A 15,995-nucleotide genomic window follows, 5' to 3' on the forward strand; every position below is an offset into this window, starting at 1 on the left:
TGCTCTGCTGCCCCTTCAAACTCAAGATTTCAATGCTTCGGCAAGTTTCGCGATTTTTCCGCGAATCGAGCCATCGATAACCAGGTCGCCGGCGCGGATCACGACACCACCAATCAAGGCAGCGTCCTCCGCAACTTGCAGGCGCACTTCCCGGTTGAGTCGTGCACTGAGAACCTTGGCGAGTTTGTCTTGCTGTTCTTGGTTCAATGCAAATGCACTGGTTACTTCAACGTCTACCGATTTCTCTTGTTCGGCCTTGTACAGGTCGAACAGAGCGGCGATCTCCGGCAGAAGCAGGAGACGGTCGTTCTCGGCAACGACGTTGATGAAATTGCGTGCCTTTTCATCAAACTTGTCGCCGCACACGTCAATGAACGTGGCGGCCTTTTCTGCGCTCGTCAGTCGCGGGGCCTTGAGCACGCGCTGCAGGGTGTCGTCTTGCGACACCGCTGCTGCCAGGCCGAGCATGGCTGACCAATTGGCCAGTTGCTGGTGGGCCTGAGCGTGCTCGAAGGCCGCCTTAGCGTAAGGTCGGGCCAACGTGGTCAGTTCTGCCATGATCGCCCTCGCTTAGATTTCAGCAGCCAGTTGGTTAACCAGCTCTGCGTGCGCGTTTTGATCGATTGTGGCACCCAGGATCTTCTCGGCGCCGCCAACAGCCAGCAAGCCCACTTGGGCACGCAGCTTGTCTTTGACGCTGTTCAGTTCCTGTTCGATCTCGGCTTGAGCCTGAACCTTCACACGGTCAGCGTCGATACGGGCTTTTTCAACAGCCTCTTCGACGATCTGGTTACCGCGTTTCTTGGCTTGCTCGATGATTTCAGCTGCCTGAGCTTTCGCTTCGCGCAGTTGCTGACCCGCTTTCTCTTGGGCCAACTCCAGGTCGCGAGCTGCACGGCTGGCAGCGTCCAGACCATCAGCGATCTTCTTTTGACGTTCGTGCAGAGCAGCGATGACCGGAGGCCATACATACTTCATGCAGAACAGTACAAAAATCAGGAACGCAACGGACTGGCCAATCAGGGTCGCATTAATGTTCACGCCAACACCTCGCAGTTACGTTGTCCATCACACCAAATTACCCGGAAGATCCGAGTAATCAGCCAGCGATCTGACCAACGAACGGGTTCGCAAAGGTGAAGAACAGAGCGATACCAACACCGATCATGGTTACGGCGTCGAGCAGGCCGGCAACGATGAACATTTTCACTTGCAGCATTGGAACCATTTCTGGCTGACGCGCTGCGCCTTCCAGGAACTTGCCGCCCAGCAGGCCGAAACCAATTGCGGTACCCAGTGCGCCCAGGCCGATCAACAGTGCAACAGCGATAGCGGTTAGACCAACTACAGTTTCCATCTTTCCTCCCGACTTTTACGTCGTATGGTTTAGGTTTTTTAGATTAAAGCGGTAAAACAAATCGTTTCAGCTGCCCCGCAAGGAGCTCCCTCCCGTTTGACCGGGAGGAACATCAGACTAGTCGAGACTGGTCTTAATGGTTTTCTTCGTGCGCCATCGACAGGTAGACGATGGTCAGCATCATGAAGATGAACGCCTGCAGGGTGATGATCAGGATGTGGAATACAGCCCACGCCCACTGCAGAACTACGCCCAGGCCGCTGAGCCAGAGCAGGCCGCTGCCGAACATCACAGCGATCAGAATGAACACCAGCTCGCCGGCATACATGTTGCCGAACAGACGCAGAGCCAGAGAGATCGGCTTGGCGATCAGGGTGACGAATTCCAGCAGGAAGTTCACCGGGATCAGCAGGGCCTGAACGAAGATGTTCTTGCTGCCGAACGGGTGCAGGGTCAGTTCGCCGATGAAGCCGCCGATGCCCTTGACCTTGATGCTGTAGAAAATGATCAGTGCGAACACCGAGAACGCCATGCCCAAAGTCGCGTTCGGGTCGGTGGTCGACACGGCGCGGAACGGGATGTGGGCATCGCCGGAGATCAGGATGGCCAGCTGAGGAATCCAGTCGACCGGTACCAGGTCGACGGCGTTCATCAGGAACACCCAGACGAAGATGGTCAGTGCCAGCGGTGCAATCACCGGGCTACGGCCATGGAAGCTGTCTTTCACGCTGCCATCGACGAATTCGACCAATACTTCAACGAAGTTCTGCAAGGCACCCGGCTGACCCGAAGTCGCTTTCTTTGCCGCCATGCGGAAAAGAAGAACGAAGATCAGACCCAGCGCGACCGACCAGCCGAGGGTATCGACGTGGAAAGCCCAGAAGCCCATTTCCTTGGCTTCTGCTGCGGTGTGGGCAAAGCCCCAGCCGCCGTTGGGTAGCTGACCGAAAGTCAGGTTCTGCAAGTGGTGCTGGATATAGCCCGAAGCGGTTGTCTCTGCCATGGTTGCCTCAAACGCCCTAAGGTCTCGAAAGTCTTGTTCTCATCAGCAGGGGAGCGAACCAGCTGACCGACTGCGTCAGCACGAACACGCCGAATACTGCGATCGGCGCCAGTGGCTTCACACCTGCGAACACCAGTGCAAACAGCACTGCCGTCAAAATAAGTTTGCCTGCCTCGCCGGCATAAAAAGACCGGACGATGGACTGGGCTGCTCGGGCGCCGGAAAACCGAAATGCCCTGTGAGCGAAATAAACATTGGGCAGCAAGGCTATCAGGCCTCCGCAAAGTCCCGAGTATCCGGCAACGACTCCATGCCATTGCCAGAGCGCCAAAGCGGCAATGAGCAGAATGACAAATTGAGCCATCAACACCGGAAAAACCGCCAGGCGATGGAAAGGCAAGCGGTTTGGCGTGCGGGTTTCCATCACAGTTGCTCTCCAATGGTCGGCTGCCGAAATTCAATAACTTGGCATAATTTGTGCCGACAAAATGCGCGCAGAGTATAGGGGCGGTTCTGCCCCTATTCAACTGTCAGGTAGTGATTTCCGACTGCGCGCTACATGAGGAAATGTTTCAGCGGATGTGTGCGAGCACACCTTGAAGCTCGTCGAGCGAGTTATAACCAATCACCAATTGCCCTTTGCCCTTCTTGCCATGGCGAATCTGCACCGCAGAGCCTAGGCGCTCGGCCAGGCGCTGCTCGAGGCGAGCGATGTCCGGATCGGGTTTGGCAGCTTCCACAGGCTCCGGTTTGCCACTCAACCACTGGCGAACCAGTGCCTCGGTTTGGCGCACAGTCAGCCCTCGTGCGACAACATGTCGCGCCCCTTCGACCTGCTGATTGTCCGGCAGACCGAGCAAGGCACGCGCGTGACCCATTTCCAGGTCACCGTGCGACAGCATTGTCTTGATCACTTCAGGCAGTGCAATAAGTCGCAACAGGTTAGCCACAGTCACCCGCGACTTACCCACAGCCTCGGCAACCTGTTGCTGAGTCAGCTGGAATTCCTGCTGCAAGCGCTGCAAGGCGACGGCTTCTTCGATCGGATTGAGATCTTCGCGCTGGATGTTCTCGATCAGCGCAATCGCAATGGCGGTTTCATCCGGCACATCGCGAACCATCGCCGGGATGGTTTCCTGCCCGGCCTGCTGACTAGCGCGCCAGCGGCGTTCACCGGCAATGATCTCGAAGCGACCGCCGCCAATCGGGCGCACCACGATCGGCTGCATCACGCCTTGGGCCTTGATCGACTGCGCCAGCTCTTCCAGGGCCTGCGGGTCCATGTCACGGCGCGGCTGATATTTGCCACGCTGCAGCAGGTCCAGCGGCAGGTGTTGCAGTTCGCGGGTGTCAGCCTGCGCGGCTTGTTCTTCCAGCGCGCTGACCGTCGGACCACTCAGCAGTGCATCCAGTCCACGTCCGAGACCTCGTTTCTTGACGGCCATGGGGATTCCTTAAGTTGGCTGAGCAGCAGCAATGCGTGAATTTTTGCGCTGACGGCGAACCATCTCGCCTGCCAGAGCCAGATAGGCCAGGGCACCACGCGATTGCTTGTCGTAAGCCAGCGCCGGCATGCCGTAGCTTGGCGCTTCGGCCAGACGAATGTTGCGCGGGATCACCGTGTCGTAAAGCTGATCGCCGAAGTGTTCCTTGAGCTGCGCCGAGACATCGTTCATCAGGCTCAGGCGCGGGTCGTACATGGTGCGCAGCAGGCCTTCGACTTTCAGGTTCGGGTTGAGCAGCTCGGCGATGCGCTTGATGTTATCCACAAGGTCGCTCAAACCTTCCAGCGCAAAGTATTCGCACTGCATGGGGATAATCACCCCGTCAGCGGCGACCAGTGCGTTGAGTGTGAGCATCGACAGCGACGGTGGGCAGTCGATCAAAATGTAATCGTAGTTGTCACGGATCGGCGCCAGCGCGCTGCGCAGACGGCTTTCCTTCATCTGCATTTCCAGCAGCACCACTTCGGCCGCGGTCAGATCGCGGTTGGCCGGCAGCAATTGATAACCGCCGTGCTCGGAGAAGTGCATGGCCTGACCCAGGTCGCATTCACCGATCAGCAGATCGTAGACCGAGTTTTCCAGACCATGTTTATCCACACCGCTACCCATGGTGGCGTTGCCCTGTGGATCGAGATCGATCAACAGCACCCGGCGCTTGGTCGCGACCAGGGATGCTGCGAGGTTGATGCAGGTGGTGGTTTTGCCCACACCACCCTTCTGGTTCGCTATCGCGAATACCTTAGCCATTCTTGCTTGTGTTCCCAATCATGCCGTGCGGCGCAGTATCAGCAGATGGCGTTGGCCTTGGCAACCGGGGACGGCCAGGGCGTGTTCGCTATCGAGTTTGAAATCTGCCGGCAATGCTACCAGCTCATCGGCCGGATGAACGCCCTTCATTGCCAGCCAGCGTGTATCGGCATCGCCGAGGTGACGCGTCCAGTTGGTGAAGTTTTCCATGCTGCTGAAGGCCCGGGAAATGATCCCGTTGAATGGCTGCGCAGGCTGGAACGCTTCAACGCGACTGTGGATAACTTGGAGGTTATCCAGCTTCAGTTCGAGTTTGACCTGAGTCAGGAAGCGGGTCTTCTTGCCGTTGCTGTCCAGACAGGTCACTTGCGAGTCCGGGTACAGTATCGCCAGCGGGATACCAGGCATGCCACCGCCACTGCCGACATCGAGCCAGCGACCGTTTTCGATAAACGACATCACGCTGAGACTATCGAGCAAGTGCCGCGAAACCATTTCGTCTGGATCGCGCACAGCGGTCAAGTTGTAGGCCTGGTTCCATTTGATCAACAAGGCCAGATATCCCAGCAGCAATTCGTGCTGAGTTTCTGTGAGATTGACACCGAGCTCGCGGGCTCCTGTGGATAACTCTTCGGCGTGTTGCGAAGTGACCTTGGCACTCAAGCGCTTTGCTCCAACTGACGGCCCGCGCCGCGTTTTTTCAAATGAATCATCAACAGCGAAATCGCTGCCGGGGTCACGCCCGGGATCCGCGAAGCCTGGCCCAGCGTTTCAGGACGTGTGGCGCCGAGCTTGCTCTGGATCTCCTTGGACAGACCGGAGATGTTGGTGTAATCGATATCCACAGGCAATTTCGTGTCTTCGCTGGCGCGCAGACGGGCGATTTCGTCCTGTTGGCGGTCGATGTAACCGGCGTACTTGGTCTTGATCTCAACCTGCTCGGCGACCTGTGGATCTTCGGCGCCCTGCCCGGTCACTTCGACCAGACCGACGTAGTCGATTTCCGGACGGCTCAACAGGTTGAGCAGGTTGTATTCGTGGGTCAGCGGCGTGCCGAATTTCTCGGCAATCGCATCGCCCTGCGGGGTGTTCGGCCGAACCCAAGTGCTTTTCAGGCGCTGTTCTTCAAGCTCGATGCTTTCGCGTTTCTTGCAGAAGGCCGCCCAGCGCGCGTCATCGACCAGACCGAGCTCGCGCCCTTTTTCGGTCAGACGCAGGTCGGCGTTGTCTTCGCGCAGAATCAGGCGGTACTCGGCGCGAGAGGTGAACATGCGGTACGGCTCTTGGGTACCGAGGGTGATCAGGTCGTCGACCAGGACGCCGATGTACGCTTCATCGCGGCGCGGACACCAGGCCTCTTTGCCCTTGGCCCGCAGCGCGGCGTTGGCGCCGGCGAGCAGACCTTGAGCGCCAGCTTCTTCGTAACCGGTGGTGCCATTGATCTGCCCAGCGAAGAACAGACCGCCGATGACTTTGGTTTCCAGGCTGTACTTCAGATCGCGGGGATCGAAGTAGTCGTACTCGATCGCATAACCCGGACGCACGATGTGCGCGTTTTCCATACCGCGGATCGACTGCACGATCTGCAATTGGACGTCGAACGGCAGGCTTGTGGATATCCCGTTCGGATACAGCTCATGGGTGGTCAGACCTTCCGGTTCGATGAACACCTGATGGCTTTCCTTGTCGGCAAAGCGATGAATCTTGTCTTCGATCGACGGGCAATAACGCGGGCCGACGCCCTCGATCTCCCCGGCAGCGGAATACATCGGCGAACGATCAAGGTTCGCCGCGATGATTTCGTGGGTACGGGCATTGGTATGGGTAATCCAGCAACTGACCTGGCGCGGATGCTGCTCCTTGCTGCCCATGAACGACATCACCGGGATCGGAGTGTCACCCGGCTGCTCGGTCATCACCGAGAAATCCACAGATTTGCCATCAATACGCGGCGGTGTACCGGTTTTCAGGCGCCCGACACGCAGTGGCAACTCACGCAGACGGTGGGCCAGAGCAATCGACGGTGGATCACCGGCGCGACCGCCAGAGAAATTCTGCAAACCAATGTGGATAAGTCCACCGAGGAATGTACCGGTGGTCAACACCACGGAATCGGCGAAGAAACGCAGACCCATCTGTGTGACGACACCACGGACTTGCTCCTGCTCGACGATCAGGTCGTCAGCAGCCTGTTGAAATATCCACAGGTTTGGCTGGTTTTCCAGGATTTCGCGGACAGCGGCCTTATAGAGAATTCGGTCGGCTTGCGCACGGGTCGCCCGTACTGCCGGGCCTTTGCGGCTGTTCAACACGCGAAACTGGATGCCGCCCTTATCGGTAGCCATGGCCATCGCGCCGCCGAGGGCATCGATTTCCTTGACCAGATGGCTTTTGCCGATGCCACCGATGGCCGGGTTGCAACTCATGGCGCCGAGGGTTTCCACGTTATGCGTCAGCAACAGGGTTTTTGCCCCCATGCGTGCTGACGCCAGTGCTGCCTCGGTACCGGCATGACCGCCGCCGATGACGATCACTTCAAAACGGGAAGGGAAATCCACCACGCACCTCGTGCCTGCTTAAGTAGGTCATTCAGGAAATATTGAAACCAGGTTTCTGGACCTGGTCGGCAAGTATAGGGACTTCGCCCTTTCTAAAGAACCCTTTGCACAAAATTTAACCAGCTGTGGAGAACTCGAGGTTAAAAGAATAAAAAAGAGAGAAATTTATAAAACCTTTGTTTTTATGTTTATTCTTACTGACCCACATTTCTGTGGATAGATCGCTACAGGCCTTGTTTTACAAGGTGTATAGAGGTTCAAAACTCTGTGCTCATGTGGTAATGAGGCCATTGGATAACCGGTTTAAGCCTGTGGATGAATGGGGTGGTTATCCACAGAGTGGGTTGTCTCCAGTTTTGAGGCCCTGTTATCAACTGCCCTCAGTGGCAGTTATTCACAGGGCTTAATCCACAGAAATTTGATGGAGGAAGAGTTATCGGGCAGCCGAAAACCGCTCAGGGAGAAAAAATCTGCCCGGCACTCTTGGAGGATTTTAGAAAAGAGGGAAGCAGACAGGTCGCGAACGGACCTGTCTGTGAATAGCAGGAGGGTTATTTGCCGATGCAGAAGCTGGAGAAAATCCTTCCGAGCAAATCATCAGAGCTGAACGCCCCGGTAATTTCACCCAGGGAATGCTGAGCCTGGCGCAAATCCTCGGCGAGCAACTCGCCAGCGCCCGCCAGGGTCAGTTGCGCGCGCCCATGTTCCAATGCCGCGCTGGCGTGGCGCAGTGCCTCCAGATGCCGGCGACGTGCGCTGAAGCTGCTCTCCGAGGTCTGCTCGTAACCCATGCACGCCTTGAGGTGGTCCCGCAGCAGATCGAGGCCTTCGGCGGACTTGGCGCTGAGACTGATGGTCACGTGGCCGTCATCACTGGTTTCCAGAGAAACCGCTTCACCGGTCAGATCGGACTTGTTACGGATCAGGGTGACTTTCGCCGGATCCGGTCGAGACTCAAGGAATTCTGGCCACAAGGCAAAAGGATCCAGTGCCTCTGGTGCTGTCGAATCGACCACCAGCAAAACCCGATCCGCTTCACCGATGGCCTTCAAAGCCCGTTCCACGCCGATTTTTTCCACATGATCATCCGTGTTCCGCAGGCCTGCCGTATCGACAACATGTAAGGGCATGCCGTCGATGTGGATATGTTCGCGCAGGATATCCCGCGTGGTGCCGGCAATCTCGGTGACGATGGCGGCTTCGCGACCGGCCAATGCATTCAACAGGCTGGATTTACCAGCATTCGGCCGCCCAGCGATGACGACGGTCATGCCATCACGCAATAACGCGCCCTGCCCTGCTTCGCGCAGCACTGTGGATAACTCATCGCGTACTTTGTCGAGCATGCTCAATACATGGCCGTCGGCGAGAAAGTCGATTTCCTCTTCCGGGAAGTCGATGGCGGCTTCAACGTAGATACGCAAACCGATCAGTTGCTCGGTCAGGTTATGCACACGCTGGGAAAACGCACCCTGCAATGAACGCAGCGCATTGCGCGCAGCCTGTGCAGAACTGGCTTCGATCAAATCGGCGATTGCCTCGGCCTGGGCCAGATCGAGTTTGTCATTGAGGAAGGCGCGCTCGCTGAATTCACCTGGACGGGCCAGACGGCAGCCCAGTTCCAGACAACGCTTGAGCAACATGTCCAGAACGATCGGGCCGCCATGGCCCTGCAATTCCAAGACGTCTTCGCCGGTAAATGAGTTCGGACCCGGAAAATACAAAGCCAGGCCTTCGTCCAGCACCTGCTGGTCGTCACTGAAAAACGGTCCGTAATGGGCGTAACGTGGTTTCAGTTCTCGGCCGCTGATGGCTTTTGCCGCAACGCTGGCCAACGGCCCGGAAATACGGACGATGCCCACACCGCCGCGCCCTTGAGCGGTGGCAACAGCGGCGATGGTTTCACGGGGTGTGCTCATAAAGCGGCATCCAGACAAAAGTGGCAGATAGCAAAACGCCCCACTAGGGGGCGCTTTGAGTGGTGTTATCCACAGTGCAAGTTACGCCTCGGCTTTTTTCGTCGCCGCTTCGATCTTACGCGTGATGTACCACTGTTGTGCAATCGACAGGCAGTTGTTCACAACCCAGTACAGCACCAGACCCGCCGGGAACCACAGGAAGAAGAAGGTGAAGATGATTGGCATCATTTTCATGACCTTCGCCTGCATCGGATCCGGAGGCGTCGGGTTCAGCTGCTGCTGGATGAACATGGTTGCGCCCATGATGATCGGCAGAATGAAGAACGGATCCTTGATCGACAGGTCAGTGATCCACAGCATGAACGGCGCCTGACGCATTTCCACGCTTTCCAGCAGAACCCAGTACAGCGACAGGAAGACCGGCATCTGCACGAGGATCGGCAAGCAGCCGCCCAGTGGATTGATCTTCTCTTTCTTGTACAGCTCCATCATGGCTTGCGACATTTTCTGCCGGTCATCGCCATGTTGCTCTTTCAGCGCAGCCAGTTTCGGAGCCACGGCACGCATGCGCGCCATCGATTTGTAGCTGGCGGCCGACAGCGGGAAGAAAATCCCTTTGATCAGCATGGTCAGGAAGATGATCGACCAGCCCCAGTTACCGACAATGGCGTGGATGTGTTGCAGCAGCCAGAAGATCGGCTGGGCAATGAACCACAGAATGCCGTAGTCGACGGTCAGTTCCAGACCTGGGGACAACTCTTTCAGCACAGCCTGGCTTTTCGGACCGGCGTACAGCACAGCGCTGGTTTCAACTTTTGCACCTGGAGCAGCGGTCAGAGTAGGACCGGTGTAACCGATGATGTAGTTGCCTTTGCTGTCTTTACGGGTCTGGACGATATTGTTTTCGCCCTTGGCCGGAATCCACGCGGTCACGAAGTAGTGCTGCAGCCAGGCTACCCAACCACCGGTGACGGTTTCCTTGAGCTGCGCCTTGTCCATGTCCTTCATCGACACTTTCTTGTACGGCTCGGAACTTGTCCACAGGGCAGCGCCCAGGTAAGTCGCGGTGCCAGTAGCAGTGGTCGACGAAGGATCAGCGCTGGCATCGCGCTTCAACTGGGCAAACATTGCGCCGTTCCAGGGCTGAGCGCTCTGGTTATCCACAATGTAGGAGACAGCAACGTCGTACAGGCCACGTTTCAGGGTGAAACGCTTGATGTAGTTGACGCCGTCCTTGCTGAATTTCAGGTCAACGACGAGTTGATCCTGACCGTCAGCCAGTTGGTAAACCTTCTTCTCCGAGGAATAAACCGGACGACCGGCCGGGTTTGCATCCGGGCCGTTGGTACCGATTAGACCGCTTTGCGCCAGATATACACGTTCGCCGCCGTTATCGAACAGCTGGAACGGAACGTCAGGACGATCCTGACGACGTGGATACAAAGGCAGAGTCAGTTGCGCAACGTCGCCACCCTGTGGATCGATCGCCAGATCGAGCACATCGGTCTTGACCTGAATCAGATCCTTGCTGGCGGCGACCGGCGTTTCGGCAGGTGCGCTGGTATCGCTGGCGGCGCGCGGAATATCGTCACTGGCAGCATTTGTGCCAGTGGCGGTGTCCGGCAAACCGGATGTAGTCGTACTGGAAGCAACATTCTGAGTCGGCAGGGCAGCCTGGCCATAATCCTGGTTCCATTTAAGAACCATGACGTAGGACACGATTGCCAGGGCGACGATCAGGATCGTGCGTTTGATATCCATGATTACTCGGCCATCGAAGAAGAACGGGAGGTAGGGACAGGTGGAACCGGGTCATAACCACCGGGATTCCACGGATGACAGCGACCTAAACGACGAAAGGTCAGCCAGCCACCGCGCAGAAGGCCATGATTTTCAATGGCTTCATACGCGTAGCAGGAACAACTGGGGTAGAAGCGACAGTGGCTGGCCATTAAAGGACTAATGGCATAGCGATAAAACTGGATCGGAACGAGGGCCAGTTTACGCATCGGTACTGTCTACCCCTACAGTTTCGGTTTTGACTGCCGGAACGGGCTTGTTGCGTGCCAGACGCTTCCAGAGTTTGCCGAAATGCTGAATCAATTCGGGGTTTTCTACATCACCCAAACCTTTGCGCGCGACGATAACGATGTCCCAGCCGACCAGTGAATCCTGGTGCAGACGGAACGATTCGCGCATCAGACGTTTGAGGCGATTGCGCTCAACGGAGAGCTTTACGCTCTTTTTCCCGATAACCAGCCCGAGACGGGGGTGATCAAGATCGTTGTTGCGTGCAAGGAGCAGGAGATTTTTCCCCGGAACCTTGCCGGTAGGGGAGTCAAAGACTGCCTTGAAATGCCGGGGGGTAAGCAGACGCTTTTCCCGACTGAAGTCCTGACTCACCTCCAGTACCGGATTATCAAACTGCCAGACGCGCACGACCTTTGGCGCGACGACGCGACAGGACTGCGCGGCCGTTCTTGGTAGCCATGCGAGCACGGAAACCGTGGGTACGAGCGCGTTTGATAGTGCTTGGTTGGAAAGTACGTTTCATGTCGTGTTACCTGGTTCGTCCACAACGGGCCGGAATGGCCCCCGTTTTAAGAGACCGGGGATTCTAGAGAAAGCAAGCCTTCAGGTCAATTTCCAACCAGCGTTTCCTTATAAATAGATCCGGGCAGGGTTTAAGCTCCAAAGCCTGTCAGCCAGATATAGAAATAAAGAAGGGAATTATTTAAAGCTTTTCTGTAAAGCTTGTAAAAGCTAGACACGCCATCTTCTGTGGATAACTGCTGTCAGGCCTTATTTTGTGTGGTGTACAGAGAATGACAACTACAGTGGAAAACAGTGTTCAGCCTGTGCTGCGCTATCGGATAAGCTGTGCGTGAAATGGCCTGTTATCCACAGGCTGGTTATCCACCGGGTTTAGCCCCCAGTTGTCCAGTGCCCTCAGAGGCGTTTATCCACAGGGCTTATTCACATGCCGTTGGTCGCCTTTTAATGCGTTAACGCGTTGATAAATGATGGTGACGAACCTACCTGCATGTGGATAAGTGAATCGCTCGCCGCTACAATGGCCGCTTGTTTTTGCCTCACCGGCTTTCAACTTAGGGGATATCCGTGTCAGTGGAACTTTGGCAGCAGTGCGTGGAGCTTTTGCGCGAAGAGCTGCCTGCCCAACAATTCAACACCTGGATCCGTCCACTACAGGTCGAAGCCGAAGGCGACGAGTTGCGCGTCTACGCACCGAATCGTTTCGTGTTGGACTGGGTCAACGAAAAGTACCTGGGCCGCGTTCTTGAACTGCTGGATGAGCACGGTAATGGCTCGACGCCGGCGCTGTCCTTGTTAATAGGCAGCAAACGCAGCTCGGCACCTCGCGCTGCACCCAATGCGCCACTGGCGGCCGCGCAGGTTGCTCAGGCGCAGGCCAATAATGTGCCAGCGAGCAACCCGGCACCGGCGCCCGCGCCTGCTCCGGCCAAACGTTCCACACAGAAGGCCGCTGAAGTCAGCGAAGAACCTTCCCGCGACAGCTTCGACCCGATGGCCGGCGCCGCTTCGCAGCAGGCCCCGGTTCGCGCGGAGCAGCGCACCGTGCAGGTAGAAGGTGCGCTCAAGCACACCAGTTACCTGAATCGCACGTTCACCTTCGAAAACTTCGTTGAAGGTAAATCCAACCAGCTCGCCCGTGCGGCGGCCTGGCAGGTGGCGGACAATCCCAAGCACGGTTACAACCCGCTGTTCCTTTATGGTGGCGTCGGCTTGGGTAAAACCCACTTGATGCACGCGGTGGGCAACCATCTATTAAAGAAGAATCCGAATGCCAAGGTCGTGTACCTGCATTCCGAGCGCTTTGTGGCCGACATGGTCAAGGCGTTGCAACTGAACGCCATCAACGAATTCAAGCGTTTCTACCGGTCGGTGGACGCCTTGCTGATCGACGATATTCAGTTCTTCGCTCGAAAGGAGCGTTCCCAGGAAGAGTTTTTCCACACCTTCAACGCGTTGCTTGAAGGTGGTCAGCAGGTCATTCTCACCAGTGACCGCTACCCGAAAGAAATCGAAGGCCTTGAAGAACGCCTAAAATCCCGCTTCGGTTGGGGCCTGACGGTTGCCGTCGAGCCGCCGGAACTGGAAACCCGCGTGGCGATCCTGATGAAGAAGGCCGATCAGGCCAAAGTCGAGTTGCCTCACGATGCCGCGTTCTTCATTGCCCAGCGCATTCGCTCCAACGTCCGTGAGCTGGAAGGTGCGCTGAAACGCGTAATCGCCCACTCGCACTTCATGGGCCGCGACATCACCATCGAGCTGATCCGCGAATCCCTGAAAGACTTGCTGGCGTTGCAGGACAAACTGGTCTCTGTGGATAACATTCAGCGCACCGTCGCCGAGTATTACAAGATCAAGATTTCCGACCTGCTGTCCAAGCGCCGTTCGCGCTCGGTGGCTCGTCCGCGTCAGGTGGCCATGGCGTTGTCCAAGGAACTGACCAACCACAGCCTGCCGGAAATCGGCGATGTGTTTGGCGGCCGCGACCACACCACCGTGCTGCACGCCTGCCGCAAGATCAACGAACTTAAGGAATCCGACGCGGACATCCGCGAGGACTACAAGAACCTGCTGCGTACACTGACCACTTGATGAACACCAGCGCAGCTTATTAAGGCAAGGGACTAGACCATGCATTTCACCATTCAACGCGAAGCCCTGTTGAAACCCCTGCAACTGGTCGCAGGCGTCGTCGAGCGCCGACAGACCTTGCCGGTACTGTCCAACGTGTTGTTGGTCGTCGAAGGCCAGCAACTGTCGCTGACCGGTACCGACCTGGAAGTCGAGCTGGTCGGTCGTGTGCAACTCGAAGAGCCGGCCGAAACGGGCTCCATCACCGTGCCCGCGCGCAAGCTGATGGATATCTGCAAGAGCCTGCCCAACGACGCGCTGATCGACATCAAGGTCGACGAGCAGAAACTGGTGGTAAAGGCCGGTCGTAGCCGCTTCACCCTGTCGACCCTGCCGGCCAACGATTTCCCGACCGTCGAAGAAGGCCCGGGCTCGCTGACCTGCAGCCTGGAGCAAAGCAAACTGCGTCGTCTGATCGAACGCACCAGCTTCGCCATGGCCCAGCAGGACGTGCGTTACTACCTCAACGGCATGCTGCTGGAAGTTTCCGCTGGTGTGATCCGCGCCGTGGCCACCGACGGACACCGTCTGGCGATGTGCTCGATGCAGGCCGATATCGGCCAGCCGGATCGCCATCAGGTGATCGTGCCGCGCAAAGGTATCCTTGAGCTGGCGCGTCTGCTCACCGAGCCGGATGGCAATGTCAGCATCGTCCTCGGCCAGCACCACATCCGCGCCACCACGGGCGAGTTCACTTTCACCTCGAAACTGGTCGACGGTAAATTCCCGGATTACGAGCGCGTCCTGCCGAAAGGTGGTGACAAGCTGGTACTCGGCGATCGTCAGGCGTTGCGTGAAGCGTTCAGCCGTACCGCGATTCTGTCCAACGAGAAATACCGCGGTATCCGTCTGCAACTGGCCAGCGGTCAGTTGAAGATCCAGGCCAACAATCCGGAGCAGGAAGAAGCGGAAGAAGAAGTGGGCGTTGAATACAACGGCGGCTCGCTGGAGATCGGCTTCAACGTCAGCTACCTGCTCGACGTGCTGGGCGTGATGACCACCGAGCAGGTTCGCCTGATCCTGTCCGACTCCAACAGCAGTGCGCTGGTGCAAGAGTCCGACAATGACGATTCGGCTTACGTTGTCATGCCGATGCGTCTGTAATCAGCTGATCCTGAATGTCGTTAAGTCGTGTTTCGGTCACCGCGGTGCGCAATCTGCACCCGGTGACCTTCTCCCCATCCCCCCGCATCAACATTCTTTACGGCGCCAACGGCAGCGGCAAAACCAGTGTTCTGGAAGCCATTCATCTGCTGGGGCTTGCCCGTTCGTTTCGCAGCACGCGGCTGTTGCCTGTGATTCAGTACGAACAGCTCGCCTGTACCGTTTTTGGTCAGGTAGAACTGGCTGAAGGCGGACACAGTGCGCTGGGGATTTCCCGCGACCGTCAGGGCGAGTTCCAGATTCGCATCGATGGCCAGAACGCCCGTAGCGCTGCGCAGTTGGCGGAGATCCTGCCGTTGCAGTTGATCAACCCGGACAGCTTCCGTCTGCTGGAAGGCGCGCCGAAGATTCGCCGGCAGTTTCTCGACTGGGGTGTGTTCCACGTTGAACCGCGTTTCATGGCCACCTGGCAGCGTTTGCAGAAGGCGCTGCGCCAGAGAAACTCCTGGCTGCGGCATGGTACACTTGACGCCGTTTCGCAAGCGGTTTGGGACAGGGAACTGTGCCAGGCCAGCGCTGAAATTGATGAATACCGCCGCGCTTACATCACAGCCTTGAAACCGGTCTTCGAACAGACCTTGAGCGAACTTGTTGAGCTCGAGGGTTTGACGCTCAGCTATTACCGAGGCTGGGACAAGGACCGCGAATTGAGCGCCGTACTCGCCGGTTCCGTGCAACGGGACCAGCAGATGGGGCACACCCAGGCCGGACCGCAACGAGCTGATTTGCGTCTCAGATTGGGCGCACACAATGCCGCGGACATTTTGTCCCGGGGTCAGCAGAAGTTAGTGGTGTGTGCACTACGGATTGCCCAAGGGCACCTGGTCAGCCAGGCCCGTCGCGGACAGTGTATTTATCTGGTGGATGACTTGCCGTCCGAGCTGGACGAGAGCCACCGCCGCGCGCTGTGCCGCTTGCTGGAAGACTTACGCTGCCAGGTGTTCATCACCTGTGTAGATCACGAATTACTGAGGGAAGGCTGGCAGACGGAAACGCCAGTCGCTTTGTTCCACGTGGAACAGGGCCGTATCACCCAGACCCACGACCATCGGGAGTGAA

At 57.3% G+C, this 15,995-nt stretch carries 17 protein-coding genes; 3 read left to right on the forward strand and 14 right to left on the reverse strand.

Annotated features, from left to right (window positions below):
* Positions 1–21: 21 nt before the first annotated feature.
* The 14 genes from BXA01_RS16045 to rpmH all read right to left on the reverse strand — a co-directional run bounded on the left by BXA01_RS16045 (position 22) and on the right by rpmH (position 11,643).
* Positions 22–558 (reverse strand): F0F1 ATP synthase subunit delta, encoded by a 537-nt coding sequence (locus BXA01_RS16045; protein WP_016772404.1) that lies wholly within the window; start codon positions 556–558, stop codon positions 22–24.
* A 12-nt stretch (positions 559–570) separates the two neighbouring features.
* Positions 571–1,041 (reverse strand): F0F1 ATP synthase subunit B, encoded by a 471-nt coding sequence (locus BXA01_RS16050; protein ID WP_016772403.1) that lies wholly within the window; start codon positions 1,039–1,041, stop codon positions 571–573.
* Between the two features lie 58 nt (positions 1,042–1,099).
* Positions 1,100–1,357, reverse strand: a complete 258-nt coding sequence (gene atpE / locus BXA01_RS16055) for a F0F1 ATP synthase subunit C (protein WP_003097235.1) — start codon at positions 1,355–1,357, stop codon at positions 1,100–1,102.
* A 133-nt stretch (positions 1,358–1,490) separates the two neighbouring features.
* Positions 1,491–2,360, reverse strand: a complete 870-nt coding sequence (atpB, locus tag BXA01_RS16060) for a F0F1 ATP synthase subunit A (protein ID WP_016772402.1) — start codon at positions 2,358–2,360, stop codon at positions 1,491–1,493.
* A 16-nt stretch (positions 2,361–2,376) separates the two neighbouring features.
* Positions 2,377–2,784 carry a F0F1 ATP synthase subunit I gene (locus tag BXA01_RS16065; protein ID WP_016772401.1) on the reverse strand — a complete coding sequence of 136 codons (408 nt, stop codon included), beginning with the start codon at positions 2,782–2,784 and terminating at the stop codon, positions 2,377–2,379.
* Between the two features lie 148 nt (positions 2,785–2,932).
* The gene (locus tag BXA01_RS16070; RefSeq protein ID WP_007960777.1) at positions 2,933–3,805 is read right to left on the reverse strand and encodes a ParB/RepB/Spo0J family partition protein; all 873 of its coding nucleotides are present in this window, start codon (positions 3,803–3,805) and stop codon (positions 2,933–2,935) included.
* A 9-nt stretch (positions 3,806–3,814) separates the two neighbouring features.
* Positions 3,815–4,612 (reverse strand): ParA family protein, encoded by a 798-nt coding sequence (locus BXA01_RS16075; RefSeq protein WP_016772400.1) that lies wholly within the window; start codon positions 4,610–4,612, stop codon positions 3,815–3,817.
* An 18-nt stretch (positions 4,613–4,630) separates the two neighbouring features.
* Positions 4,631–5,275, reverse strand: a complete 645-nt coding sequence (gene rsmG / locus BXA01_RS16080) for a 16S rRNA (guanine(527)-N(7))-methyltransferase RsmG (protein WP_016772399.1) — start codon at positions 5,273–5,275, stop codon at positions 4,631–4,633.
* Positions 5,272–7,170 (reverse strand): tRNA uridine-5-carboxymethylaminomethyl(34) synthesis enzyme MnmG, encoded by a 1,899-nt coding sequence (gene mnmG / locus BXA01_RS16085; RefSeq protein WP_056791112.1) that lies wholly within the window; start codon positions 7,168–7,170, stop codon positions 5,272–5,274. Before mnmG ends, rsmG begins: the two co-directional genes overlap by 4 nt.
* Before the next feature lie 551 nt (positions 7,171–7,721).
* Entirely contained in the window at positions 7,722–9,089 is a 1,368-nt protein-coding gene (gene mnmE, locus BXA01_RS16095; protein ID WP_076564729.1) for a tRNA uridine-5-carboxymethylaminomethyl(34) synthesis GTPase MnmE, read from the reverse strand.
* 81 nt (positions 9,090–9,170) lie between these two features.
* Complete coding sequence (yidC, locus tag BXA01_RS16100) at positions 9,171–10,850, reverse strand: membrane protein insertase YidC (protein ID WP_071173916.1); 1,680 nt, start codon at positions 10,848–10,850, stop codon at positions 9,171–9,173.
* 2 nt (positions 10,851–10,852) lie between these two features.
* Positions 10,853–11,098, reverse strand: coding sequence for a membrane protein insertion efficiency factor YidD (gene yidD / locus BXA01_RS16105; protein ID WP_027901580.1), 246 nt, complete (start codon positions 11,096–11,098; stop codon positions 10,853–10,855).
* On the reverse strand, positions 11,091–11,492 hold the full coding sequence (gene rnpA, locus BXA01_RS16110) for a ribonuclease P protein component (protein ID WP_024014946.1): 402 nt from the start codon (positions 11,490–11,492) through the stop codon (positions 11,091–11,093). The genes yidD and rnpA overlap by 8 nt, the downstream gene beginning before the upstream one ends.
* A gap of 16 nt (positions 11,493–11,508) precedes the next feature.
* Complete coding sequence (rpmH, locus tag BXA01_RS16115; protein ID WP_003213577.1) at positions 11,509–11,643, reverse strand: 50S ribosomal protein L34; 135 nt, start codon at positions 11,641–11,643, stop codon at positions 11,509–11,511.
* Between the two features lie 566 nt (positions 11,644–12,209).
* Between rpmH and dnaA the strand changes: the two genes are divergently transcribed.
* Genes dnaA through recF form a run of 3 tightly spaced genes read left to right on the forward strand, consistent with a single transcriptional unit; the run spans position 12,210 to position 15,994 of the window.
* The gene (gene dnaA, locus BXA01_RS16120; protein WP_076564731.1) at positions 12,210–13,733 is read left to right on the forward strand and encodes a chromosomal replication initiator protein DnaA; all 1,524 of its coding nucleotides are present in this window, start codon (positions 12,210–12,212) and stop codon (positions 13,731–13,733) included.
* A 39-nt stretch (positions 13,734–13,772) separates the two neighbouring features.
* Positions 13,773–14,876: a DNA polymerase III subunit beta gene (dnaN, locus tag BXA01_RS16125; protein WP_016772390.1), complete on the forward strand. Its 1,104-nt coding sequence runs from the start codon at positions 13,773–13,775 to the stop codon at positions 14,874–14,876.
* Between the two features lie 14 nt (positions 14,877–14,890).
* On the forward strand, positions 14,891–15,994 hold the full coding sequence (recF, locus tag BXA01_RS16130; protein WP_016772389.1) for a DNA replication/repair protein RecF: 1,104 nt from the start codon (positions 14,891–14,893) through the stop codon (positions 15,992–15,994).
* Position 15,995: the final 1 nt, after the last annotated feature.

Origin of the sequence: Pseudomonas sp. B10 (genome assembly GCF_900156235.1) — a bacterium.
In the GTDB taxonomy this organism is placed as follows: domain Bacteria; phylum Pseudomonadota; class Gammaproteobacteria; order Pseudomonadales; family Pseudomonadaceae; genus Aquipseudomonas; species Aquipseudomonas siliginis.